Below are 23,879 nucleotides of genomic sequence, written 5' to 3'. Positions count from 1 at the left end.
TCACAAGGCGACCCGACCAACCCTACCACACCAACCCCGAAACCACAAAACCGCAATCCCAAGACCAGCCAGCAGAACCAGCCACAACCACACCACCACACAACGCAGCAGCCCAGCCAACACTACCAGATCAAACCAGATCAACACAATCCAGATTCTCACCAGCGGAAACCACCACAATCCCCAGAAACCACAAACAATCCCCAGAAACCACAAACAATCCCCAGAAACCACAAACAATCCCCAGAAACCACAAACAATCCCCGGAAGCCACAATCATTCCCAGCCCCCAAAAAGGGAACCCGCAGAAGCTTAAACACTCATCACACAAACGTCAAATCATGCCCCCAGCAATCCCACACAAGGACCACCAGAACCCCCACAAGCGCGAAGCCAAAAAGAAACACTGCCACAAACACACCACCAACGCAAATCCAGCTATATAGCCATGCGTGGGCATATCGAGCGCCATCCCATCTACCGCCGCGTATAGGCATCCAGGATGCCTCCCCGTTCCCTAGCTCCTCATAGACTCACCCCGTGAGGTGTCGAACAAGATTCCGTCAAGCTACGTGCGTGATCCTCAGCGCGGTCACACTGTGCACGGCTACGTCATGCAGTTCTACAGCTGCCACGACGCCCTCAGACGAGCCGAGCCGAACCGCCTTAGTTCCGTCATCCAACGTCACTGCCTCGGCGTCTCCACTGGATGGCACCCATACCCGCGCGATCATCAACGAACTCATCGCGGCGTCTGGTAATGGACCTGTTACCAAGGTGGATATTACTAAGACTGCCTTGAGCATCACCGTACAGATCGGCGGCTCCCCATCATTGTGGACGTGGCAGAACGGCAAGATCGATTCGTCAGCAACCCAAAGCACACAGACGGCGTCGCGTCCTTTTGATCCCGACGACTTTGCTGTCGAGAAGGTGCCTCAAATATTGCGCAAGGCTGCCGATATGTCGGGATCCCATATGAATCAGAACCTGCAGATCGTCGAATACAACCAAGGCACTGTCCTCATGACAGTCTCAACCAAACCAGAGAGCCGGACGGTCTTTTTCCGGCCAGATGGGTCCGTGATCAATCACATCGACTTCGCGTCGTACCCCGGCATGGCTGAGGCGCTCGATGACGCGACCGCAGACGCTACGCGGATAGCACAGGTCAGTTACCAGCCCGATAAGGCCGTCATGGTCGATACGCCGACACAGACACCTGGCATCATCGTGAGGCGGACACGATCCGCTGACATGCCTGCATGGGCGGTACAGCGCAAAGGGGACGCGTCGACCACATTCTCGCCTGCCCTCCTGAAACCACGTGTCATCGTCAGCATCATGCAACTGACGGCTGCAAAGGCCAACCGCAAGCCATCTGAGATGGGATGGACGATCTCACAGGATTCCACGCTTGACCAGCCAATCCTCCGCATCGATATCAACGGTGTGACTAGGGCTTTCGACGCTAATGGCACTGACGTCACCGACGAAGTTAAGTAGCTCGCTAACCACTCGACAAATTCAGCCCATCAAGGAGCTAGCCCGCTGACTAGGAACAAGGTGGTTGAATGAAAGTGTGCTCATCACCGCAGTCGGAACGCCAGGCAGTGGGCAGACCCATGCCTTCCGCGTCCGTCACGGGATGAATCCACACGTCGAGTTGTGGCGTCACGGGCTCATCATCAGGGAATACTTATCGGCCGATCGAGTCGGCGACGAGATCGTCGTCACCGCCCACGTGGCGCCGAGAACATCCAGCTCCCAACCCCCTCGGACGCGAAAAGGTGTGCCCGATCTGTCTGAAGATCGTCAGGCCGGCGAATCCGTTCGTCCGTATCAACGCATTGCCGCCTACGCTGTCGTGCGATCACGGCGTGGATTACTGGGCACTGAGTGCTCTCCACGCACTGCCGTCCCCGGCCTGTGGGCGCTGCCTGGAGGCGGTCTAGAACCCGGTGAATCCCCCGCCCAGGCGGTCACTCGTGAGGTCATGGAGGAATCTGGGCAACATATCCGCCTCAACCGCATCATTGACCTGCAGTCAGATCACTGGATCGGCCGTTCCCCCGCTGGGGTGTTGGAAGACTTTCATGCCCTGCGAATCATCTACTCAGCCACCAGCGAGCATCCCACTGACCCCTACGTCATCGATGTCGGTGGTACCACTCAGTCAGCTCAGTGGATCCCGCTGTGGCGTTGGCGTCGACTGTCATGGGGGGCCGCCACACGGATGTGTCTCGAAAACCATCTGCGAGACGTTCCCAGCACCTAATCAGCCTAGGCATGACGAAAGGGCTTGGTCGCGATGACCAAGCCCTTTGACGTCAACGTCAATCAGCGCGGAAGTAGCTAAGTATTCGCAGGATCTCCGTGTAGAGCCACACCATCGTCACAGCAATACCGAAGGCGGCTCGCCAGGACTCAGAAGCTGGGGCCTGGTTGCGAACTCCCTGCTCAGCGCAGTCAAAATCCACCACAAGGTTCATGGCCGCTAGAACCACACCGAGCGCTGAGCACAAGATACCGATTGGTCCGAGACTAGTAACGCCTATGTTGATCCCGAACAGCGCCAACACGAGGTTGATGAGCATCGCGGCGGCAAAACCGAAGGTTGAGATGATGACAACCTGACGGAATCGCGGCGTCACCCGAATGTTAAAGAACTTGTACGCGGCCAAGGTCACACCGGCGGCGGCGAACGTGCCCAAGACGGCCTGCGCCACAATGCCGGGATAAGCAGCCTCAAAGATGGCCGACAGCGAACCTAGGACAAGCCCTTCGCAAATGCAGTAGAAGATGACGCCACCGACTGGCACCGTACGGCGGGTGCTGACCACCATCGCTGTGATGAATGCCGCGATCGACCCGATGATGAGAGCGGGGCCGCTCGCCACTACATTCGGTCCGATCAACGTGAAGCTTGCAGCGCCGATAGCCGCGATAATGAGCAGTACGAGACCAGTTCGGCCGAGGACGTCATCAAATGTCATCGCCCGCTCGGCATGCTGCTGCGCGCCGCGCTCGTGTGACAGCGAGTCCCACTTGTCGCCAGGCCGCCCTGACATGCCGTATTGCGATGAATACCCCTGACCTGCGTAGGCCGGTTGCCCGTAAGGGTTGCCGTGCGGCTGGAAGGCCTCGGCTCGGCTAAAGACCGGGTTGGCCATGTGATCCTCCTGTGAAGACTGTGGTGCTGTCTACTTTAAACAACGCCGCAAAGATTTGAAACCTTCCCCGTACCGCAGAACGAGCGTGCCGCAACGTTGATGACTGGAGTCGTAGATGATCCGATACCAAGTACCCCCGACGGGATTCGAACCCGCACTGGGACGGGTTTAAGCCGTCTGCCTCTGCCGGTTGGGCTACGGGGGCCAGGAGCAATTCAGCTCCCCTACGCCAGCATCGCTAGCGCCATGCCGTCAAGGATATCGGTTTCCGAGACGACGAGTTCACCTACCGTCGTACGGCGGCAGACTTCATCAATGATAAGGGCACCTCCGCACAAAACCTCTGCACGGCGTCGCTTCAGCGGCCCCATACGCTCAACGTCGTCGACAGTCGACGAGAGTAGTTTGTCTGCCAAGTCAGAAATCTGGCTAGCAGGCAGTACAGAACGATGCACCTTGGTGCGATCATACTCCACGAGCCCCTGGTACATCGCCGACAGACTCGTGACCGTGCCTGCGACACCGATGACCGTGCGTGCTGATGCAACGTCAACTGGACAAGATTCCACAACGCCGCGGACATACCGTCGAGCGGCGTCGATCTGGTCAGCGGTGGGAGGATCGTCGTGGAGAAAACGTTCACGCAACCGCACTGAACCGATATTGAGGCTGGCCTGGGAGTCGATCGTGGTTCCGTAGCCCAGCACCAGCTCCGTCGATCCGCCGCCACAATCCATGACAAGAACCGGCTCATCGGTGACCTGGACCCCAGATATTGCGCCGGCAAACGACAGACTCGCCTCCTCCTCACCATCAATGACCTCAGCCTCTACCCCCAACGCTTCTCGTATCCCCATAAAAAAGGCATCGCGGTTAGAGACGTCACGAGCGGCCGACGTCGCGACGAATCTCACGCGGTCACAGTGGTAGTCCGCGATAATTTGAGCGAAGGTGCGGCACGCTGCAAACGTGCGTTTAAGAGCATCGGGATGGAATGAGCCGGTGGCGTCGACCCCCTGACCGAGTCTCACAAGTTCCAAGTCACGCGCATGTTCAACCAGCCGACCATCGGGGCCAGCCGATGCCACAAGGATGCGAATGGAATTCGTCCCACAGTCAATAGCTGCGACGGTGCGGGTGCTACTCACGCCGTCCTCCCCTCGGTCTCAGGCTCGCAATGCTCCGGAGCACATGGATTGCGCCAAAACTCGCCCAGCTGCTCGACAACTTCGTCGCCAAAAGGGTTGACCCCCGGTCCGACAGCTAAGGCGTGGCCTGCCAAAGCGTGCAAACATTTGACGCGTGTCGGCATACCACCAGCGGAAACCCCGCTGATTTCAGGGACCGGATCGAGACCGGCCTTGTCACCAATCTGCGCTCGATCAGCAACATACGACTCATGCGCTCGCCGGTACTGATCAGCGAGTTCCTCATCGTCACGCAGACGCTCCGTCATTCGAGCCATCAACCCCGAAGATTCCAGAGTGCCGATGAGGGACGCCGCGCGCGGGCACGTGAGGTAATAGGTCGTTGGAAAAGGGGTTCCGTTAGGCAACCGAGGTTCCGTCACGATGACGCCCGGCTTGCCGCAACCGCAGCGCCAACCTACCGCAGCGACGCCTCGTGGTTCGCGACCAAGCTGGTCCCGAACGTCCTGGCGGTCGCTCTCGGTGAATTCTTCGAACATGGTCACCTCATCGAGGAGAAGGGCTAGCAGGAGACGGCGTAGCCGAAGGAGTCGGCGTCGTCCTCGCAGCAGCACTGGGGGGAGCCGGATGGTCGGCGTCCTGGATTGATTGTGCAACGTGTCGCCACCAATGGGCGTCCGCGCTGGCTGTCATCGTGGGCTCCCCGTCCAGCGAACTCGTCGATCCGATGACCTTACCGTCTTCTCCGATGACCTGGTATCCGATTTCGCCCGGCATCACCCAACCGAGCTGGGAACGCGCCTGAGCACGAACGTAGTCGGGATCCTGCCACCGCTTGACCTCATCTTGAAGACTCGCAATAGAAGCACGTGTGCGAGCCTCGTCGTCTCGAATCTGGGAAAGCTGCGACCGCTGAGAAAAATAGATACCTAAGCTCGGCGTAATCATGACAAGTACTAACAGAACCGCCGCGCCCATGACGACTGCCCTAAGGGTAAGGCCCAGACGGCGAGGTTGCTCCCTCTCCTCCTGCCTAGCTCGACTAGCCGGAGGCTCTGTGCGGGTAGCGCGCTCATAATTTCCGCGGTTGCGTGGACCTGATCGGTTCGGCGTAGACGAGCGTGCCCGTCCACCGGCCGGTCGTGGGGACCTTCCGGACATAGGGTGTCGGCTGCTTGGTGTCGTGGCCATCGTCATCCATCATGGCACGACCGCCCCGGCGATGCCGAGACGGTCGTTGCCATGTGTCAGGTGCTGTGCACCTGTCGGGTCAATCAGGCCTGGAAACGCGGGAAAGCCGAAGCACCAGCGTACTCAGCCGAGTCGCCCAGCTCCTCTTCAATACGCAGCAGCTGGTTGTACTTGGCGATGCGCTCGCCGCGAGCCGGAGCACCGGACTTGATCTGGCCAGTCGACAGCGCGACGGCGAGATCGGCGATGGTGGTGTCCTCGGTCTCACCGGAACGGTGCGACATCATGCAGCGGTAGCCACTACGGTGAGCCAACTCAACAGCGTCGATGGTCTCCGAGAGAGAGCCAATCTGGTTTACCTTGACAAGCAGTGCATTGGCAGCCTTGGTTTCGATGCCCTTGGCAAGGCGCTTCGGATTGGTAACGAACAGGTCGTCGCCGACGATCTGAATCTTGTCGCCGAGTTTCTTGGTGAACTCGGCCCAGCCGTCCCAATCCTCCTCATCTAGCGGATCCTCGATGGACACCAACGGGTACTTGGCGACGAGCCCCTCGTAGTACTCAATCATCTCGGCCGAGGTCTTGGCCTGACCCTCGAAGTTGTACTTGCCGTCCTCGAAGAACTCAGAGGCAGCAACGTCGAGAGCAAGGGCAACATCCTTGCCGGGCTCAAAACCGGCAGCCTTAATGGCCTCGAGGATGAGATCCAGCGCGGCAGCGTTGCTGGGAAGGTTGGGGGCGAAGCCGCCCTCGTCACCCAGGCCGGTTGCCAGCCCCTTGTCCTTGAGGACCTTCTTGAGGGAGTGGTAAACCGCAGCGCCCCATTCGTAGGCCTGCTTGAACGACTCCGCGCCGATCGGGGCGATCATGAACTCCTGGATGTCGACGTCGGAATCGGCGTGGGCACCACCATTGAGGATGTTCATCATCGGGACAGGAAGCACGTGGGCGTTAGGCCCGCCGAGGTACTGGTACAGCGGCAGCTCCGCAGAATCAGCGGCGGCGTGCGCAGCAGCCAGCGAGACGCCAAGGATGGCGTTGGCACCCAGCTTGCCTTTATTGTCCGACCCGTCGAGCTCAATCATGATTTGGTCGACGATGCGCTGCTCGCTGGCGTCACAGCCGAGCACCTCTTCGGCGATCTTCTCGTTGACGTTCTCGACAGCCTTGAGAACACCCTTGCCGGAATAACGCTTCTTGTCGCCGTCACGCAGCTCAACGGCCTCGAACTGACCGGTCGAGGCACCCGAAGGGACCGCAGCGCGGGCCTGAGTGCCGTCGTCGAGGATCATCTCGACCTCAACGGTCGGGTTGCCGCGGGAGTCGAGGATCTCACGGGCTTCGATGAATTCGATGGTTGCCATGGACCAACCTTTCAGAGAGGATCTTTGCGTCCACCCCAAAGAGTATCGAAGCCAACCAACTAGAGGCATCCCAGGGCCTGCCGTTACTTATTGCCGCTGGTCCTCGACAGGATTCTCAGTAATAACGAATTCGTAGCTGACGTCGTCAGGCACCTCGATCTGCACCTCGATCTGTCCGCTCTGCGCCCGTTCACCGATGCTCACATGGGCGAACCTCTGATGGCATGGCGCCGATGTCGTCGGCCCGTCGTCTTCGGTGACACTGATGAGCGTGTCATCGGTATCACACACAAAGTAATAGTCGGTGACGGTATGAGCCTGAATGGCGACTGTCTGGGACGTAGAGCCGGTGACGACACGATCACTGACAATCCCGGTAAGGCCAGGCAAGAAATCCTCGACCCCACCTCGCCGCGGGGTCTGTGCCGACATAGCCTTCGGATTCACATCCTGTGGAGTCGGCTTGGGACCGGAATAGTCGCTCGCTACTGGAGCTGAACGTCCGGGAGCATCCGATACCTCGGTAAGACCAGCCGGATCGTTAGCGCTGCCCTTGCAACCTGACAACGCCCCTGCAGTGATGACGGCGACACATACCGCTGCCAGAGTTCGCCGCATCGCATACCTCCCTTACGACTCCGACTACCGTACTGGTCCTGGCCACCCGACCACACTAAACGGCCCCCAGCGACAAAATACGTCGCGACGATACACCTATCAGTCAGGACCGCCGACGCTCAGCGTCCCTGATCTCGTCTTCAAGCCTGCGCAACCGGTCGCGCAGCGCCTGGTCTGGGTCAACACCGCTGGCCTGAGCCCGGGCAATGAGGGCCAACATGTGTTCACCGACGCCCTCGGCCGTCATCGCCTCGTCAGGCAGCGCGACGTCCACGCCACGGCTGCGAGCCCGTGAGATGACTTTGGTGGCGCGGACCACGCTAGAAAGCGAGCGAGCAATACCGTCAAGACTGGAGGTGCGCCCTTTAGCCGCAGCCTTACGTGCTTCCCATGCGGCATCGAGGTCGTCGGGAACCTCCTCATCAGAAAACACATAGGGGTGACGAGCCACCAACTTGGCGACGATCCCACCGACAACCTCGTCGATGTCGAAGCGCCCTTCCTCCTCACCGATCCGAGAGTGGAAAACGACTTGAAGGAGTAGATCCCCCAGTTCCTCGACAAGATCACGATCGGTACCCGCCTCGATAGCGTCAATGACCTCACCAGTCTCCTCGACCAGATAGGTCACCAGAGATCGGTGTGTCTGGCTGCGATCCCACGGACACTCGTCACGCAGTCTCGCCATCACCGTGACGAGCTCGCTGAAATTGGCCCTAGGCCGATCGCCCTCAACCGCTATCAACGGAATCAGGACGTGAACGGTTGCGACAGCGACGAGCTGCCCTGAACGACCATATTTGTCGTATCCCAGGAGCCCAAGCGCGGGTTGGTCTTCACGTCTACGGCAACCAGGTCAGCGCTCGCCTGCTTCGCACCCTCGAGATTGACAAGATAGACCAAACCCGCGAAGTCACGGGCCATCGTGTGGCATACCTGGTCGGATGTCAGAGCCGCCATGCCGTTCTTCGTGATGATCTGATCGCGTTCAGCGTTGGAAAGCTTCACTCCACGCTTATTCAGGACTTCTTGCGCCACCGCTCCGCGGATCACCGTCGAAGCGATGACCTGGCGCGGCGTGATCTCGGAGGAAGGATTGATGAACTTCGAGCAATGCTCCACAGCATCATCCACGGAATCCATCGTCACTGTCGTGTTTCCCACCGTGGCCGCAGTGTTGGGGGAGCTCGCGCACCCGGACAACCCTGCTATACCGAGGAATCCGGTCACTGCGACAGCGACCATGCGGATCGGTATGGGACGCGACAACGCCATGGGGCAACCCTCCTGAATTCGGTGCCGCGCCTCCGGCACGGCGAAGAAGCCTGTCAGCAGCATCCTACGACGAGACTCTCGGCTTCCGCGCCCGACCCGTGAGTGTGGCAGCCGACCCGGCGATGACGGACCCGAGGAACCACGCCGCTCCCACCGGACTCGCGCCGGAGCTGACAACCCAGTTCCACCACGCCTCGTGGCCGTATCCGCGTCCCGTTAGCACTCCAACCAAGAACATGCTCACAGCAGGCATCGAGGCAAGCCCCCGCGACATGAAACGCGCACACAGTAGGGTTAGTCCCATACCGATCACGACATTGCGCGAGGTCACCAAACCCACCTCGGTGAGGCCGGGACACACGATGGTGGCCAGCAGCGGCAGGGCTGCGGCAACCATAAGCCCAACATCGGCCCAACGCACCGGACGCCGAGATCTCAACTCCAACTCAACCGGATTCCTGGCCACCGACCAGCCGTGAGCCACAATGACGACAAGTGAACCGAAGAACACCAGCGGTGCCCGCAGTGCGACCCCTCCGAAGATGACCGGAATATCGCGAATTGACCTTCCGGTGAGGACCACCAGGACCGCCATACCGACCGAGCACGCCAATACAATTGCGACGCCGCGGTTTTTACACCACCAAATCATCGCACCTCACCGCCCAGACCACCTTCCTTCACCGGCACGAGGACAGCCTAGTGGCAACAACGTTCACCGCCTTCGTCTGCTGGGCAGCAGGCTGTGCGAAGACTTCCTGCGCCCAATGCCACTGGTCCGTGGGAATACTCCCATCCCTCACGTCTTTCTCCGATAGCCCCAAGGCCCGTGCACCCGACAACTGCAGCCACGCTCGGTAACGCCCTTGGGCGACCGTGGCCCACGCCGGGGTCTCGACGTTCTCACGTTCCAGACATGGTGCCGTGGCAAGATCACTCGTCAAGGACCCCAGCAAGTCGTCCGGAGCTGGGGATGATCGCCCAAGATAGATGTACTCGATCCGGTCATCGCGCGAACCCGATGATGCGGAATCCGGGAGGCTCGCCTCGGTGATGACCTCGGGCAGTGTAACGCCTGCCTGCCGCCAGACCGGAAACACCGTGGCCACAACGGGCTTGAACCTGGCGGCGGCAGCCTCGTGCTCGGGCCACACACAGACCTTTGCCTTGGCCACCATGTCACAACGCAAACCATGGGTTCGCGGCGCGATGGGATCGGGGCCCATCCCCCGAACCATGCTGGCACCACCCACCAGGCCACCCGCGACCAGAACGGCCACTAGTCCGGCGACTATACGAGGACGGGGACCCATGGCACGACCACGTGTCCACAACACGAGGAGACTTGCCGCCAGCATACTGGCGAGCACCGTCCACGTCGCCAAAATGGCACGCCACGACAGCGTACTGTTGACGCTGCAACACGAGGGCCAGCCTCCGGTCAAATGTCGCAGCCACAAGGTCTGGCTGGCTGGAAGCATGATGAGCCACAAGACCGGAACTATGAGACTCAGTGGCACCGACAGCGCGGGACGCACAGCGACTCCGACTGCCATTCCGGCCAAGGCCCACACCCACGCAGTAGCAATGGTCGTCACGATGACGGGCACGGCGTCAATGCTGGTAAACGCCCCATCACGGATGAAGATCACTATGTCCAAGGCGGTGGGAACGACCACCGCAGAGGCCCATGGTGCTGCCATGATGGCGAACCGAGACCGACGCGCTACTCCGGAAAGCACCCCACCGGTTTGGAGCCGATGACCTTCCCAGGCACCGGCAGCACAAGAGAGTGCAGCAACGAGCAGCAGACTGTAGGCGTCGCGGGTGGCCGATGCGAGGGCGTATCCCCTGGTGGCCGGGACGTCGAAGTGTGTCATGGAGATGAGAGCCATGACCGGCGCCAGCCAGATGCCTGGTGAGACCCGGATGCGCGTCAACCAGGTCATGCCCGCACCGATTCGACGAGGCCAAGGTAGGAACGTTCGGCACGGTTGGGACCCGGTTCCGAAAGATTGATGAACTCATCGGGCGTTCCTGTGAAGATGACGCAGCCCTCATTCATGACGACCACATGGTCGTAGAGGTCCTCGATGTCGTCGACCAGATGTGTTGACACGACGACGACCTGGTCTTCAGATGGCACCGACTTGAGGACCTCTCGGAAGGAATGGCGTTGGGCTGGGTCGAGACCTGCGGTTGGCTCGTCCAGCAGGAGAACCTGCGGGTTCGCCACCAAGGCTTGGGCAAGACCGACACGGCGCAACTGCCCTCCTGACAAGCGCGACACCCGCGAGGACGCCTTGTCGGAGAGGTTGACCGCCGCCAGCACCTCCACAGCTCGACTCTGCGCATCCCGACGCGACAGGCCCGCTAGCCAGCCGGAATAGGCCACCTGTTCATCGACACGGAGTCCGGGTATCGGTGGTACATCCTGGGGCATGAGTGCGACCCGCGACCACGAGGGCGACACCAGTCCCGGGGAATCAGGCAGGACTACCAGTCTAGTAGATGGTTTAAGTATTCCTGCCATGATTCGAAACAGCGTCGACTTCCCAGCCCCATTGGGGCCCAGAAGGACGGTTTTCCCACCATGAAACTCGCAGTCGAGACCATGGAAAATCTCACCGTGTCGACCATAGGAAAAATAAACTCCTTCGATCTTCATTTCAGATTCCAATAGTCCACGTTTCATGACATTCGCCCATGATGAAACATCAATAGCTGATCGTCATCGAAGGCAGCGACACCACCGAGCTGCCATCAATCCCCTTCACCGTCAAATGATGTTTACCAGCAGGCTGTACCCCCCAAACCGTATGAGTAGCTGAATACTTGCACAATAACGCCTTGCTCCCCTTGAAATATCTGGAAGAACCGAGATCTCCTTGTACAAGCCTCAAGTGATGGATTTCGCGGAACACTTACCATTGTGCCAAACAACCGCAGGCATCACCCGTCCGGCGTGCACTAGGTTGTTCACCGAAATCCCCCTCGATCAAGGGGTACTTGAGTTGACAATCACACCCAATCATCGTCCCGCGCAGGGTAACGAATGCTTTGGCGTCTTGTCAACTCTTTGCGCTTTGGGTTGGTGCCTCCTGCACCCCCAACACACCCCTGACGAATTCTCCCGCCCAGTCGAGCAGTTCCTGACCCGTCAGAGACTGCCCTCCGATCCGCGCGGTAGTCGGTTTGGGAACCATAACGATACCTGCCGCCTGCTTGACCACTGACCCCGGGTACAGCCTCTTGAGTCGCATCACGCGCGACTCCGGCAGATGGACCGGGGAGAAGCGGATGTTGCGGCCGGACGGAACCACCTCATGGACACCTGCCCGACGACACAGCAGGCGGAATCTTGCCACACCGAGTAGAGCTTGAACGGGCTCGGGCATCGGACCGTAGCGATCGACGAGCTCGGCAGCGATGGCGTCGACCTCCTCGTCGCTGCGCACCTCAGCCAACCTCTTGTACATCTCCAGACGAAGCCTCTCGGTCTCGACATACTCAACTGGCAGGTTGGCGTCAACCGGGAGTTCGATGCGCATTTCGGGTTCGTCGGCAGCACTGGCGTCGCCACGGAACTCCGCGACGGCGTCACCCACCAGACGGATGTAGAGATCGAATCCGACGTCAGCGATGTGACCGGACTGCTCGCCGCCCAACAGGTTTCCGGCGCCGCGAATCTCGAGGTCCTTCATGGCGATGGCCATACCAGCACCCAGATCGGTATGGGCGGCCATCGTCGCCAAGCGATCGTGAGCCGTCTGGGAGAGCGGCTTATCAGCCGGGTAGAGGAAGTAGGCATAGCCACGCTCACGGGAACGGCCGACACGCCCGCGTAACTGGTGTAGCTGGGACAGCCCCATGAGGTCAGCGCGATCAATGAGCAGTGTATTTGCAGTAGAGATGTCAATACCTGATTCGACGATCGTCGTGCAGACAAGAACGTCGGCGCGCCGCTCCCAGAAATCCACCATGATCTGCTCAAGCTGTTTCTCGTTCATCTGTCCGTGGGCAGTGACGATTCGCGCCTCCGGCACGAGCTCGCGCAACTTGGCAGCCGTTTTCTCAATAGATTGCACCCGGTTGTGGATGTAGAAGACCTGACCCTCACGAGCCAACTCGCGACGGATGGCCGCAACGACCTGTCCCTCATCATAGGGGCCGGCGAACGTGAGCACCGGATGACGTTCTTCAGGCGGGGTGGCGATCGTACTCATTTCGCGAATACCGGTTATCGCCATTTCCAAGGTGCGCGGAATCGGTGTGGCACTCATAGCAAGTACATCGACGTTGACCCTCATCTGTTTGAGGGCCTCTTTATGCTCCACACCGAAACGCTGCTCCTCGTCAACGATGACCAGGCCAAGATCCTTGAACTCGACCTCCTTCGCCAACAACCGGTGAGTACCGACGACGACATCGACAGTGCCACGTTTAAGCCCTTCGAGGGTCTGGCGGGCTTCGGCGTCAGTCTGGAAACGAGATAGGGCAGCCACCTTGACAGGAAAACCCGAATAACGCTCGGTAAAGGTCTGGAAATGCTGCTGCACCAATAGCGTGGTGGGTACAAGCACTGCCACCTGCTTACCGTCCTGCACAGCCTTGAACGCAGCACGTACCGCAATTTCAGTCTTGCCATAACCGACGTCGCCACAAACCAGTCGATCCATCGGAACGACCTGCTCCATATCGTGCTTGACATCGGCGATAGTCGTAAGTTGGTCCGGGGTCTCAACATAGGCGAAGGCGTCTTCCAGCTCTCGCTGCCACGCGGTATCAGGACCGAACGCATGTCCCTTAGTCGCCTGCCGAGCAGCGTAGAGCTTGATGAGCTCGGCGGCAATCTCTCGAACTGCTTTGCGGGCACGCGCCTTGCGCTTTCGCCAGTCCCCTCCACCCATGCGGTCGAGGCTGGGGGCATCTCCACCGACATAGCGAGTCACTTGATCCAGCGAATTCACCGGCACGAAGAGACGGTCGCCGGGCTGGCCCTTCTTTGACGGCGCGTACTCGATGACGAGGTACTCACGGGTAGCACCACCGACTGTGCGCTGCACCATTTCCACGTATCGTCCCACCCCATGCTGCTCATGCACGACGAGGTCGCCGGACTTGAGCTCTAGAGGCTGGATCTGATTGCGGCGTCGTCGAGGCATGCGGCGCTCACCGGTCGCCATAGAATCTTGCGATTCAGAGAGGTCACCGGTAGAGGTCACGAGCAACTTGAGAGAATTGGCAGCGAACCCATGCCGCTGGTGAAGTCGGACGACCTGGACACAGGGTTCGGTGACATCGGGGTCGACATCGACGACCTGCCTGGCAGCGACGTGGTGCTCATTCAGCAGCTCGGTCATGCGTTTGGCCATGCCCTCGCCCTCGGCGCACAGGACAACCGTCCAACCATCCTTGAGGCGAGCTCTGAGGTCCTCGACAGCTTTCTCGATGTCGCCATGCCAGGAATCCACTGCCACCAACTGAGGATCGACAGTCTGCGGAGCACTCGTGAAGTGCTCGTCGGTATCGAGGGCATCGGTTGCGGGAGCATCGAGAGCAAACGACGACATTGACCACCACGCCATTCCGCGTTCCAGGCAGTGTGATCTCACGTGGGCCAAGCTGCGATACCCCGAGGCCGCCAAGTCGATGGGAGCTTGTCCGCCACCGGCGGCAGCTGCCCATCCAGCACCAAGGAACTCCTCAGACGTACGAACCAGATCCGCAGCGCGAGAACGCACCATTTCCGGGTCCGACACGATGACCATGGCGCGCTCAGGCAGCACATCGACGAGCAACTCCATATCGTCGACCAAGGCTGGCATGAGAGCCTCCATACCCTCGACAGCCTGACCGTCGCCAACCCGCTCCAACATGTCAGCTAGCTCGGGATGATCGGGCAACAGCCTCTTAGCTCGGGAACGCACCTCGTCAGTGAGAATGAGCTCACGGCAAGGAGCGCAGATCAGTTCTTCGTGAGTCTCATCGGTGGATCGCTGATCGGCTACCGCAAAGGAGGTCATTTCCTCAATTTCGTCACCGAAGAAATCAATACGGACGGGATGTTCCAGCACTGGCGGGAACACGTCAACAATGCCGCCGCGTACTGCAAATTCGCCACGACGTTCCACCATGTCAACACGGTTATAGGCGGCGTTTACCAGCTCCGTCGATAGCTCAGAAAGGTCGTGTTCTTCCCCGACGACCAGGCGCACCGGCTTGATGCGTCCCAAACCGGCCACTTGAGGTTGTAACAAAGAGCGGACTGGAGCAACAACGACGCGTGGCATCTCGCCTTCAGTGCCACACAGCCGACGCAACACCTCCATGCGTCGCCCGACAGTGTCAGTGCGTGGGCTGAGGCGCTCATGAGGCAGGGTCTCCCACGACGGGTAATAGCAGACGGCGTCGGCACCGAGCCAGGATTCGAGAGTAGCAACCGACTCCTCGGCTTCCCGAAAGGTACTCGTCACCAGCAGGATCGGCGTATGGCCGGTGCCAGCCAGAGCCTGTGCCAGCGCGGCGACGGCTGCTGGTCGTGCCGGTGCCGCGACTCTGACGTCGAGAATTGGAGACCGGCCCGTGAGGGCATCGTCGACCGACTCCGCGACGACGGCCTCACGTGCGACCAAGCTAACAAGACCGTCACAACCCACCGGAACAGCCTATATGCCCCGGTGTACGGAAGTTATGGCCCCCACCTACGCCCTCGGCGAAGAGCGCGGTGTACCGCCGCTGCCACAGGTCAGCACGCGCCGGAAATCGCCTCTCTGACGCTTTCCACCGCCTGCGAGAAGCACCCCGTCATCGTCGTGGGGTGGGTGATCGCCGTACCTACGACGACGCTCCACGCCCCCGCACGAATGGCCATAGCCGCGTCCTCAGGGCTTCTGACTCGACCCTCAACGAATACCGGACGGTCCGCGTCACGGATCATTTCGTGGACGAGCTGCCAGTCAGGACCGACAGTTACAGGCCGTTCCGGCGTCGTTCCGGCAAGGGTCGTAGCCACGATGTCGGCACCCGCCGACGCCGCAGCCCGCGAGTCTTGGACCGAGCCGCAGTCAGCCATCACGAGGATCTCAGGAAATCTCGCCTTGAGCTCGCTGATCGTTTGGCCCAAGCTGAGGCCATCAGGGCGGGCTCGCCGGGTTCCATCAAGAGCCACAATCTCGCATCCCGTCTCAGCGACATGAATGGCGTCAGCGAGAGTAAGTGTGATGTAGACACCCTCATGGCCGATCTTGACCAAGCCTATGATCGGAACGTCGAGCACGTTGCGGGCCAGCCGTAGATCCTCCAGGCCTTTGAGCCTCACCGCTGCGGCACCTCCTCGTACGACGGATTGCGCCACCTGAGTCATAGTCCGTGGATCGAGCATGGGCTCTGCCTCGTACGCCTGGCACGACACGATGAGCCTGCCCCGTAGCCGGGAGAGGACGTCCGCTGCGTCAGTCAACGATTCCCCCTTTTCGACGCCTTATTGTGTCCAGACTCTCGCGCAGCTTTCCGAGAACCATTTCTCGGGCGCGATCTGCGATACCTACCCCGGCCATCCCCAGAACCCCATGACAGCTTTTGGCCAACATGGCCAGTTCTGTCGGCACATTGGAATCAGTGAGGTTTTGGGCGAACCGGATTCCTTCGTCTCGGAGGGGATCGCACTGATTGACCAGAAGGAATACCTCAGGCAACCCACTCAGCTCGGTGGCGCGCGCGGGAGCGGCATACCGGTCGGCCTGCCCGGGACCAAGGTAGGCAGCCCAGCTCGCACGAGCATTGGGAAGATCCCACACCGGCGTGTTGATACCTGCCCTCATTGACGGAGTGTCCAACCTGTCATCGAGAACCGGCTCGATGAGGAACAGCGCATCGACAGCACCAATGGCGCCTTGGTCTCGGAGGCGGAGCGCGAGGCCTGCCGCCAGGTTTCCGCCGGCTGAGTCCCCATAGATGAGGCTCATGGACGGGTTGAACTCGTGGAGAGCCCATGTCCACGCCTCAAGACAGTCGTCAAGCGCCGCAGGGTACGGGTATTCCGGTGCAAGTCGGTATTCCGGGCTGATGACGATTGCACCGGTTCTTCGTGAAATCTCAGCGTTCCACGCGTCGTCGTACCGGGCTCGCCCGGCCACGAGGCCCCCGCCGTGCACAGAGAGGATGAGAGCATGGGGTCTCGGTGAGGCGGCGGGTGTCAGGACACGAACCTCGAGCCCTGCATCGTCATTAATGTGATGAACCGCTAAGTCAACTCCAGAGTGGTCAGCTGGGGCAGCGTCGAGAAGAGCAGCACCGGACGCCCGCATCGGACCTGGGTTCCAACATTCTTGCGGCGGTACCGTCCGGAGCGCCTCTCTGAGAGAACTATCGAGCAGGAGATCGGGGTCCATCACGCGATCACCTCTGTCAAGAAGGAGTCCACCACTGCCATAAACTGCTCGTGCTTCTCCCTGCGAACACAGTGACGTGCCCCCGGAATCACATCGGCGTGAAGATGAGCATTGCCAAGACTCGTGATCTGGTCCTTCCCCTCGGGGCCGACGAGGACGTCCGAACCATCCGACGTCACAACGAGGGTGGGTATCGTCAGGGCCCGAGCCACCTCTCGCCACGGTATTTGTGGACAGACTTGACCCGTGGCCACAAAGTCGAGATCAACCTGGATCTTTCCCTGTAACCAAGCACATGCCTCTGCCAATGGCCACGTCGAATAGTCCCGGCGATTCTCAGCGAGGGCATCCGCTGGGTGCTCCCGCATCCACTGCAGTCGTCGGACTAGCTCTGGCGCACCGTCGCGATAGGCGCGAGCCTGATCGGGGCTGAGCCACGCAGGTTCTTCGAGCACGAGTGCAGCGACGAGGTCTGGCCGTCTCGCCGCAACCGCTGCAGCAACCGCCCCTCCCATGGAGTGTGCGAGGAGAATCACGGGGCCTGTTTCTGCGGCCGCCTCCGCAATAGATTCGAGGTCATCCACCATCACACCAACCGGATCGGCCATTTGCTCCGGCGAAAAATGCGGAGACAGCCCGTGGCCTCTAGCGTCAACGGCAATAGAGGAATACCGGCCGCACCAGTGTTTCTGCTCCTCACACAACGAGGCAGCATTGTCAGTAACACCATGGCCGAGGATCAGTGTTGGCCTCCCGGCAAGTGGCATTTTATATGTCGCAAGAGTCCCGTATTCCTGCATCATCGAGCACCTCCTGAAAATTCCCTTTCAATTTCTTCGAGTGATTTCCCCTTCGTCTCTGGGATCACTGTGAACGCGAAAACCACAAGGGCGAGCGCAACCAACGCGTAGATCCCGAATGTGACAGCTCCACCCAATGCGTTGAAAATACTGAGGAATGTCAGCGAGACGATGAAGCTCATCGTCCAGTTGACCCCAATAGTCAAACTCATGGCCGTACCACGGACACGAAGCGGATAGAGCTCCGAGGGAATGATGAAGACGACGACGTCGAGGCCAGTAGCAACAGAGGCGATATAGATGAAAACACAAGCCACCCCGACTACCGAAGCGGCACCGGAAGGGGCACCGTTGGCCAAAAGGAAGGCGAACACAGCAAGGGACAGCACCGTAAAGATCGTGCAGACGCCCAACAGCTTGGTGCGACCGACCTTGTCGACGAGCGCCATACCGATGACGGTGAATACGAGGTTCACGACGCCAACCCCGACGGTGGCGAGCAGCGCGCTCGATGCCCCCAAGCCGGCACCCTCGAAGATGGATGGTGCGTAGTAGACGACTGCGTTGACCCCCGTCAGCTGACCGAGAATCTGAAGGCCAATCCCGGCTACGAGCACTCGCCGCAGCGCGGGGTCCCTAAGGCCTCCCCAGCCTTCCTCCGCGCTGGCTGACTCCTCGGTGCGTTGAATATCAGCCAGCTCCGTCATGACGTCGTCAGCCGGGCGGAACTTACGGAGCACCTCCCTCGCGCGATCCGTCTGTCCGTTGAGAGCCAACCAGCGAGGAGACTCGTCAAGAGACAGGATTCCAATGCCGAATAACACCGATGGGACCACAGCCAGCCCCACCATCCACCGCCAGTCGTCAGACACTCCATGCAGCGCATAGTTGGACAGGTAGGCCAGCATGATGCCAGAGACGATCATCAACTGATTGAGGGCAACTAGCCGACCTCGCAGATGCGCAGGGGCCAGTTCAGAGATGAAAACGGGGACAATACTCGAAGCCACCCCAACACCGAAACCGATGATGATCCTAGCGGCGACGATCATAGGCACGCTCACCGAAACGGCGGCCAGAATCGCACCGACAATGAAAATTGCTGATGCTGAGAGCAGAACAGGTCGACGGCCAAAACGGTCTGACATGCGCCCAGACGTCAACGCGCCTACTGCCGCGCCGACGACGAGCGCACTCACAACAACGCCCGAACTCAGGTCACTCAGTTCGAAATAACCCGTCATGGAAGGAAGGGCTCCAGAAATGACGCCGGTGTCGTATCCGAACAGCAGTCCACCCAGAGCAATCACCAGGGCAGCCCAAATAACTCGTCCCGGTTTATAGGACGATTCTGATTTCGACATTCCTATTTCTTTCAGTTAATTCGAAGAATTATTGCGACCACTTTTCAGCGCGTAGGCGGCGGCCCCGAGAAGGGCGGCATGGGAGCCGCGTACGGCAGCGACAACGGGCGTCGAGGCGACGACATCCATCGCGTCGTGCATGATCCCCGACCGGACGGCGTCCATCCATAGCGCAGACGCGTCAACCACTCCACCGGCAAGGCTGACAACGTCGACATCCAAGGTATTGAGCAATCCGCCGATAACCCGTCCCGTCGCAAATCCCGCCAGCCGGTAAGCCTCTTCAGCACCGTGATCCCCTCGCGCCGCTGCCGCCGCCAAAGTGGGGCCGTCAACACAACTTTCGGACCCGACTCCGAGCCGCTTTGCCAGCCGGAGGATCCCCGGACCCGACGCCAAGCCCTCCAAGTGCCCCACACGTCCGCAGGTGCATTCGATGTCATCAGCCTCGGCCACCGACACATGACCGACATGGCCCGCCGCGCCCCGCACGCCCTCCAATGGGACGCCGTCAAGGATCACCGCACCACCAATGCCCGTACCCACGGCAACCATCAGCATCGAGTGGTGACCACGCCCCGATCCGAATAGCGCCTCCCCCAGCCCGTGAGCATGAGCATCATTGAGCACGGCGAAGGGAAGACCGAAAGCATTGTCGAACCACAGCCCTATCTCAGCTCCGGCCCAACCCTTGATGGTCGTGGTCGCGTGTGTCACCTTTCGCCCGGTGGTGTCAATGACACCACCAGCCGCCATACCGACGGCCACCACCTGCGAATGACGTTCCAGTACCTGACCGACTGCATGAGTGCAGGCTCTCAGGACGTCGTCTGCCGTCCCGGACGTCGGCGTCGGTTCTGAGACCACATCGTCAACCGTCGCTTGTTGACCGGTGATCGATACGCAGGCTGCTCTGATCTTGGTGCCGCCGAGATCGACGGCGACGACCTTGTGTGGTTGCCCCTGTCCCTCAGGCATGTTCACAAGTCCTTCTCCTCTTCGAGACGTCATCTCGCTGCCCTTGTGCAGCAGTGCGTGATTCCACTATAACCCTATGGTTTTAGTCTTTGCCATAGGGTTATAGGTCGGAGTGTTCTGCTGTGCGATGCTGGGCTCCATGTACAAGTACGAACAGGTCAGGGATAAGCTCCTGGAACTGATCGAGACAGTCCCGGCGGGAGGCAAGCTACCGACGGAAAAGACGCTTGCACACGAGTTCGATGTGTCTCCCATGACTGTTCGCCGAGCCCTGCAACTGCTCACTTCAGAAGGCCGGATACACGGAATTCCCGGAAATGGCACCTTCGTGTCACAACCCCGAGTGACCAAGCTCGTGAGTTCCTCACGATCATTCAGTGAAGCCATCCGAGCCTCTGGCGGGGAACCCGGCAGCCGGCTCGTCAGCGCGACGATGCGCCATCCCGCAAACCAGCAGGAGAGGTCCTTCTTTTCCCTTGATAGCGGGTTCGTCATCGAGATCCGTCGGGTACGCCTGAGCGACGGAGTTCCCATCGGACTCGAAACAGCTGTTCTCAACGAACCCCTAGTCCCAGGAATACTCGGCCACGACCTCACAGGATCCCTTTACGAACTGCTCGAACGGGCATATGGTCTGGAGGTCCAGCGCACGGGTATCGTCGTCTCAAGCCGCATGCCCTCACCGCAAGAGGCAGACCTTCTGGAGATGCCCTCCGAAATCCCTTGCCTCCAGACAATCGTCACATCGACGGAACAAACATCCGCCAGTCTTGAACGCACTGTGTCACTGTTTAGAGCTGACATGTACGAGGTCAAAATCTGACGCCCCTGAGCCCGCCAGCAGCCGTACCAGAACCACCTAGCGCCTGACCAGTCGCGCCCAGGCCGCTGCGGCACAGCGTACGTGGTACCACCATCGAATTGCTTCCCGCGACTCTGGAGCCCATAGCATATAGAGGTGAGCACCCGGCCTATGCAGCAACCACTCACTTCCAAGCCGGTTCGACGCGGCGGAGCCGTGCCCATCGTCATCACCGTATTGGGAGTGGTTACGATCCTTTTTATTGTCGCCCTCATCGGCGCAGGTTCACCGGCAACCTTCATTGCCGGTGCGATCCCATCGACCGCTGCCCTTATCGTGTGCCTACTGTGCTACCGCTGGCTCGACAGATGGGAGCCCGAACCTATCCGTCTCACCGTCATGGCGCTGATATGGGGAGGATCGGCCGCCGTCATCTTCTCGTTCCTCGTCGAAATGGCTATCCCCGCCAGTGAGTTCGCCACCACGGCCATCGTCGCGCCAATCGTCGAGGAATTCGCCAAAGCCTCTGTTTTCGTGATCGTTGCCACGGGAATCCGCAAACGTGAGCTCACCTCGCTAACCGATCACATCTATTACGCCGGAATCTGTGCATTGGGCTTCGCGTTCGTCGAGAATCTTGGCTATTTCGCTTTGTCATCAAGTACCGGCGATTTTGTCGCCATGGTGATAGTGCGCACCGGTTTTGGGGTATTCGGACATCCGCTTTACACCACGGCAACCGCAGTCGGTATCTGGGCATGGCGCACTAAGGGTGGACTCTGGAAAGCCGCTGCTGGCTACATCGTCGCCTGCCTGCTTCATGGTCTGTGGAATGGCGGCCCCACATTGTTGGCGGACAGCCTCGGCCTTGACGACGCCGGCCAGTTAACTGCGATGATCCTGGTTTACATTGTGCTCTTCGTACCGGTGTTCATCGGAACCATCACCATGACGACTCGTAATCGACGCAACGAATATGAAGCGGTGCGATCCCAGCTACCCCTCATGGTAGAAGCTGGCTTAGTGACTCCGATTGAGGCTGACATGATTGCGGATCCGCGTAAGCGGCGCGCCGCCCTCGCTGAGTCCGGTAAGTATGGCCGTGCCGCAAAACGGAATCAGAAACGCACGATTACTGCTGTAACCGAGGCTGCGCTGGCACAACACCGTATTGCCGCCGGAGAAGGCGGTCCCGAGCTCGTCAAACGTCGCGACCAACTGTCCGAATGGCTGCGATCACGACCCGACAAGCTGGGACAACGACCGCTGATGCCGCCACTCCCGCCGATGCAACCACCGACGGCATGGTAAGCCTCGACGATCGTGAGCCGCAGCAGTCGTGAACCGCGGCGATCCTGACAGCGATAGCCCTTGTAAGCACCGCAATTCCGTTTTTCGAAAATAAATACTTTGACAGGCTTCTATGCACAATCTTGCACAGCATCCACTCGGCGCCGGGAATATGACACTCATGCAGCCGCCCTGCCGCACAAAAAGTCGCCGTAGATATGCGTAATAATTCACATAAATAAAGCGACCTCGCCTAGTAGAAACGAACCCCCACCGCTTTATTCTCATAAGGAAGATTCACTCAGAGCAGAACCGGCAGGGCGCCGGACAGCCCGGGTGTATCGCCATGTCTACGTCGCACTGATTTGTGACATAGGCCATAACGGGATCAACAGAAAGCGGCACTAGCAATGAAGGCAGCACTAGTTGAGCAGTACCACGAACCACTGGCCATCAGGGATATTCCTGAGCCAACTCATGATTCAGACGGCGTGATCGTCGAGGTAAAAGCCTGCGGCGTTTGTCGAAGCGACTGGCACGGCTGGCAGGGCGAGTGGCCGGGATTTACCGGCGGCTCGTTGCCTCACATCTTCGGACACGAATTCGTCGGGCTGGTCAGTGACATCGGCAGCAACGTGAGCCGATACCGCGTCGGAGACCGAGTGATTGTCCCCTTCACACTGGGTTGCGGTCACTGCGAATACTGCCGGAGCGGTCATTCAAACGTCTGCCCTGCCGTGTCCATGCCCGGTTTCAGCTATGACGGCGGATTCGCACAATATGTCGCCGTCCCCGACGCCGATGCCAACCTGGTCAAGCTTCCCGACGCCATCGATTTCACCGATGCTGCGGGTATGGGCTGCCGCCTCATGACCGCCTACCACGGCGTCGTCGAGGTGGGGCAGATCCACCCCGGTGACTGGCTAGTCGTCTATGGCGCAGGCGGCGTGGGATTGTCGGCCACCCTAGTAGCTACCAGTGCAGGGGCGAACGTCATCGCCGTCGACATCGCCGATGACAAGCTTGAGTTAGCACGCAAGGTCGGGGCCGTCGCGACCATCAATTCGCGCGAAGCAGACCCGGTGGAGGCAGTTCGTGAGCTGACCGACGGAGGCGCGGACAAGAGCGTCGACGCTCTGGGCATCTCTGAAACCCTGCACAACGCGGTCAGCTCATTGCGCTCGCGCGGAACCCATATTCAGATCGGCATGACCCCAGAGGGACCAGATGGTGACGTCGCGTTGACGATCAACGACCTCATCGCCAAGGAGATTGATTTCCGGGGATCCTTCGGAATGCCCGCCGTCGAATTCCGTTACCTACTCAATCAGGTTGCTGCCGGCAAGATGAAACCAGGCCAGCTCGTCACCAAAACCATCGCACTGAGTGAGGTGAACGACGCTCTCACCGCCATGTCCACCTACAACACGGTGGGGACAACCGTCATCACCGACTTCACACACTGAGCCAAACCTTCGCGGTT

Annotated in this window: 22 protein-coding genes and 1 tRNA gene; 5 read left to right on the top strand and 18 right to left on the bottom strand. The window is 59.8% G+C overall.

Annotated elements, in window-relative coordinates:
- Positions 1 to 705 precede the first annotated feature (705 nt).
- Together FYJ43_RS03845 and FYJ43_RS03840 are read left to right on the top strand one after the other, a co-directional pair.
- Positions 706 to 1,506 carry a hypothetical protein gene (locus FYJ43_RS03845; RefSeq protein WP_154562284.1) on the top strand — a complete coding sequence of 267 codons (801 nt, stop codon included), beginning with the start codon at positions 706 to 708 and terminating at the stop codon, positions 1,504 to 1,506.
- 142 nt (positions 1,507 to 1,648) lie between these two features.
- On the top strand, positions 1,649 to 2,278 hold the full coding sequence (locus FYJ43_RS03840) for an NUDIX hydrolase (RefSeq protein WP_154562282.1): 630 nt from the start codon (positions 1,649 to 1,651) through the stop codon (positions 2,276 to 2,278).
- 58 nt (positions 2,279 to 2,336) lie between these two features.
- Here FYJ43_RS03840 and FYJ43_RS03835 read toward each other — a convergent pair whose 3' ends face one another.
- The 18 genes from FYJ43_RS03835 to FYJ43_RS03750 form a co-directional block, all read right to left on the bottom strand.
- The gene (locus FYJ43_RS03835) at positions 2,337 to 3,173 is read right to left on the bottom strand and encodes a Bax inhibitor-1/YccA family protein (protein WP_154561987.1); all 837 of its coding nucleotides are present in this window, start codon (positions 3,171 to 3,173) and stop codon (positions 2,337 to 2,339) included.
- A 131-nt stretch (positions 3,174 to 3,304) separates the two neighbouring features.
- Positions 3,305 to 3,378: transfer RNA gene (locus FYJ43_RS03830), tRNA-Leu, on the bottom strand.
- A 19-nt stretch (positions 3,379 to 3,397) separates the two neighbouring features.
- On the bottom strand, positions 3,398 to 4,321 hold the full coding sequence (locus tag FYJ43_RS03825; RefSeq protein ID WP_326833289.1) for a Ppx/GppA phosphatase family protein: 924 nt from the start codon (positions 4,319 to 4,321) through the stop codon (positions 3,398 to 3,400).
- The gene (locus tag FYJ43_RS03820; protein ID WP_154561985.1) at positions 4,318 to 4,860 is read right to left on the bottom strand and encodes a DUF501 domain-containing protein; all 543 of its coding nucleotides are present in this window, start codon (positions 4,858 to 4,860) and stop codon (positions 4,318 to 4,320) included. The genes FYJ43_RS03825 and FYJ43_RS03820 overlap by 4 nt, the downstream gene beginning before the upstream one ends.
- A 7-nt stretch (positions 4,861 to 4,867) precedes the next feature.
- A complete protein-coding gene (locus FYJ43_RS03815) occupies positions 4,868 to 5,299 on the bottom strand; it encodes an FtsB family cell division protein (RefSeq protein WP_154561983.1) in 432 nt (143 codons plus the stop codon).
- A 296-nt stretch (positions 5,300 to 5,595) separates the two neighbouring features.
- The gene (eno, locus tag FYJ43_RS03810; RefSeq protein WP_154561981.1) at positions 5,596 to 6,876 is read right to left on the bottom strand and encodes a phosphopyruvate hydratase; all 1,281 of its coding nucleotides are present in this window, start codon (positions 6,874 to 6,876) and stop codon (positions 5,596 to 5,598) included.
- 87 nt (positions 6,877 to 6,963) lie between these two features.
- Entirely contained in the window at positions 6,964 to 7,494 is a 531-nt protein-coding gene (locus tag FYJ43_RS03805) for a hypothetical protein (RefSeq protein WP_195839874.1), read from the bottom strand.
- Positions 7,495 to 7,597: 103 nt separating this feature from the next.
- A complete protein-coding gene (locus FYJ43_RS03800; protein ID WP_326833319.1) occupies positions 7,598 to 8,236 on the bottom strand; it encodes a MazG family protein in 639 nt (212 codons plus the stop codon).
- 8 nt (positions 8,237 to 8,244) lie between these two features.
- Positions 8,245 to 8,769 (bottom strand): hypothetical protein, encoded by a 525-nt coding sequence (locus FYJ43_RS03795; protein WP_154561977.1) that lies wholly within the window; start codon positions 8,767 to 8,769, stop codon positions 8,245 to 8,247.
- Positions 8,770 to 8,833: 64 nt separating this feature from the next.
- Positions 8,834 to 9,421, bottom strand: a complete 588-nt coding sequence (locus FYJ43_RS03790) for a hypothetical protein (RefSeq protein ID WP_154561975.1) — start codon at positions 9,419 to 9,421, stop codon at positions 8,834 to 8,836.
- Positions 9,422 to 9,449: 28 nt separating this feature from the next.
- Entirely contained in the window at positions 9,450 to 10,718 is a 1,269-nt protein-coding gene (locus FYJ43_RS03785; RefSeq protein ID WP_154561973.1) for a DUF7224 domain-containing protein, read from the bottom strand.
- Positions 10,715 to 11,437, bottom strand: a complete 723-nt coding sequence (locus FYJ43_RS03780; RefSeq protein ID WP_154561971.1) for an ATP-binding cassette domain-containing protein — start codon at positions 11,435 to 11,437, stop codon at positions 10,715 to 10,717. The genes FYJ43_RS03785 and FYJ43_RS03780 overlap by 4 nt, the downstream gene beginning before the upstream one ends.
- A 403-nt stretch (positions 11,438 to 11,840) precedes the next feature.
- Positions 11,841 to 15,428, bottom strand: a complete 3,588-nt coding sequence (mfd, locus tag FYJ43_RS03775) for a transcription-repair coupling factor (protein ID WP_326833288.1) — start codon at positions 15,426 to 15,428, stop codon at positions 11,841 to 11,843.
- An 89-nt stretch (positions 15,429 to 15,517) separates the two neighbouring features.
- A complete protein-coding gene (locus FYJ43_RS03770; RefSeq protein ID WP_154561969.1) occupies positions 15,518 to 16,231 on the bottom strand; it encodes an N-acetylmannosamine-6-phosphate 2-epimerase in 714 nt (237 codons plus the stop codon).
- The gene (locus FYJ43_RS03765) at positions 16,224 to 17,162 is read right to left on the bottom strand and encodes an alpha/beta hydrolase (RefSeq protein ID WP_229771622.1); all 939 of its coding nucleotides are present in this window, start codon (positions 17,160 to 17,162) and stop codon (positions 16,224 to 16,226) included. The genes FYJ43_RS03770 and FYJ43_RS03765 overlap by 8 nt, the downstream gene beginning before the upstream one ends.
- Complete coding sequence (locus tag FYJ43_RS03760) at positions 17,162 to 17,965, bottom strand: alpha/beta fold hydrolase (protein WP_154561965.1); 804 nt, start codon at positions 17,963 to 17,965, stop codon at positions 17,162 to 17,164. Before FYJ43_RS03760 ends, FYJ43_RS03765 begins: the two co-directional genes overlap by 1 nt.
- Entirely contained in the window at positions 17,962 to 19,326 is a 1,365-nt protein-coding gene (locus tag FYJ43_RS03755) for a sugar porter family MFS transporter (protein ID WP_154561963.1), read from the bottom strand. Before FYJ43_RS03755 ends, FYJ43_RS03760 begins: the two co-directional genes overlap by 4 nt.
- Before the next feature lie 15 nt (positions 19,327 to 19,341).
- Positions 19,342 to 20,304 carry an ROK family protein gene (locus tag FYJ43_RS03750; protein ID WP_195839873.1) on the bottom strand — a complete coding sequence of 321 codons (963 nt, stop codon included), beginning with the start codon at positions 20,302 to 20,304 and terminating at the stop codon, positions 19,342 to 19,344.
- Between the two features lie 139 nt (positions 20,305 to 20,443).
- Between FYJ43_RS03750 and FYJ43_RS03745 the strand changes: the two genes are divergently transcribed.
- The 3 genes from FYJ43_RS03745 (at position 20,444) to FYJ43_RS03735 (ending at position 23,862) form a co-directional block, all read left to right on the top strand.
- Positions 20,444 to 21,127: a GntR family transcriptional regulator gene (locus FYJ43_RS03745; RefSeq protein ID WP_195839872.1), complete on the top strand. Its 684-nt coding sequence runs from the start codon at positions 20,444 to 20,446 to the stop codon at positions 21,125 to 21,127.
- A gap of 150 nt (positions 21,128 to 21,277) precedes the next feature.
- Positions 21,278 to 22,417, top strand: a complete 1,140-nt coding sequence (locus FYJ43_RS03740; RefSeq protein WP_154562278.1) for a PrsW family intramembrane metalloprotease — start codon at positions 21,278 to 21,280, stop codon at positions 22,415 to 22,417.
- Positions 22,418 to 22,806: 389 nt separating this feature from the next.
- On the top strand, positions 22,807 to 23,862 hold the full coding sequence (locus FYJ43_RS03735) for a zinc-dependent alcohol dehydrogenase family protein (RefSeq protein WP_154561957.1): 1,056 nt from the start codon (positions 22,807 to 22,809) through the stop codon (positions 23,860 to 23,862).
- Positions 23,863 to 23,879: the final 17 nt, after the last annotated feature.

It is taken from the genome of Cutibacterium porci (assembly GCF_009696315.1).
GTDB classification, from domain to species: Bacteria; Actinomycetota; Actinomycetes; order Propionibacteriales; family Propionibacteriaceae; genus Cutibacterium; species Cutibacterium porci.
The sequence above is the reverse complement of the archived record's forward strand: the minus strand, read 5'-3'. Positions and strand labels throughout refer to the sequence as shown.

What these genes read in the sequence shown, in the direction of transcription:
- FYJ43_RS03840 (WP_154562282.1), top strand. Translation starts at nt 1,649, where the DNA reads ATGAATCCACACGTCGAGTTGTGGCGTCACGGGCTCATCATCAGGGAA.
- FYJ43_RS03835 (WP_154561987.1), bottom strand. Translation starts at nt 3,173, where the DNA reads ATGGCCAACCCGGTCTTTAGCCGAGCCGAGGCCTTCCAGCCGCACGGC.
- FYJ43_RS03820 (WP_154561985.1), bottom strand. Translation starts at nt 4,860, where the DNA reads ATGTTCGAAGAATTCACCGAGAGCGACCGCCAGGACGTTCGGGACCAG.
- FYJ43_RS03815 (WP_154561983.1), bottom strand. Translation starts at nt 5,299, where the DNA reads ATGGGCGCGGCGGTTCTGTTAGTACTTGTCATGATTACGCCGAGCTTA.
- eno (WP_154561981.1), bottom strand. Translation starts at nt 6,876, where the DNA reads ATGGCAACCATCGAATTCATCGAAGCCCGTGAGATCCTCGACTCCCGC.
- FYJ43_RS03805 (WP_195839874.1), bottom strand. Translation starts at nt 7,494, where the DNA reads ATGCGGCGAACTCTGGCAGCGGTATGTGTCGCCGTCATCACTGCAGGG.
- FYJ43_RS03795 (WP_154561977.1), bottom strand. Translation starts at nt 8,769, where the DNA reads ATGGCGTTGTCGCGTCCCATACCGATCCGCATGGTCGCTGTCGCAGTG.
- FYJ43_RS03790 (WP_154561975.1), bottom strand. Translation starts at nt 9,421, where the DNA reads ATGATTTGGTGGTGTAAAAACCGCGGCGTCGCAATTGTATTGGCGTGC.
- FYJ43_RS03785 (WP_154561973.1), bottom strand. Translation starts at nt 10,718, where the DNA reads ATGACCTGGTTGACGCGCATCCGGGTCTCACCAGGCATCTGGCTGGCG.
- FYJ43_RS03780 (WP_154561971.1), bottom strand. Translation starts at nt 11,437, where the DNA reads ATGAAGATCGAAGGAGTTTATTTTTCCTATGGTCGACACGGTGAGATT.
- FYJ43_RS03765 (WP_229771622.1), bottom strand. Translation starts at nt 17,162, where the DNA reads ATGGACCCCGATCTCCTGCTCGATAGTTCTCTCAGAGAGGCGCTCCGG.
- FYJ43_RS03760 (WP_154561965.1), bottom strand. Translation starts at nt 17,965, where the DNA reads ATGATGCAGGAATACGGGACTCTTGCGACATATAAAATGCCACTTGCC.
- FYJ43_RS03755 (WP_154561963.1), bottom strand. Translation starts at nt 19,326, where the DNA reads ATGTCGAAATCAGAATCGTCCTATAAACCGGGACGAGTTATTTGGGCT.
- FYJ43_RS03750 (WP_195839873.1), bottom strand. Translation starts at nt 20,304, where the DNA reads ATGCCTGAGGGACAGGGGCAACCACACAAGGTCGTCGCCGTCGATCTC.
- FYJ43_RS03745 (WP_195839872.1), top strand. Translation starts at nt 20,444, where the DNA reads ATGTACAAGTACGAACAGGTCAGGGATAAGCTCCTGGAACTGATCGAG.
- FYJ43_RS03740 (WP_154562278.1), top strand. Translation starts at nt 21,278, where the DNA reads ATGCAGCAACCACTCACTTCCAAGCCGGTTCGACGCGGCGGAGCCGTG.
- FYJ43_RS03735 (WP_154561957.1), top strand. Translation starts at nt 22,807, where the DNA reads ATGAAGGCAGCACTAGTTGAGCAGTACCACGAACCACTGGCCATCAGG.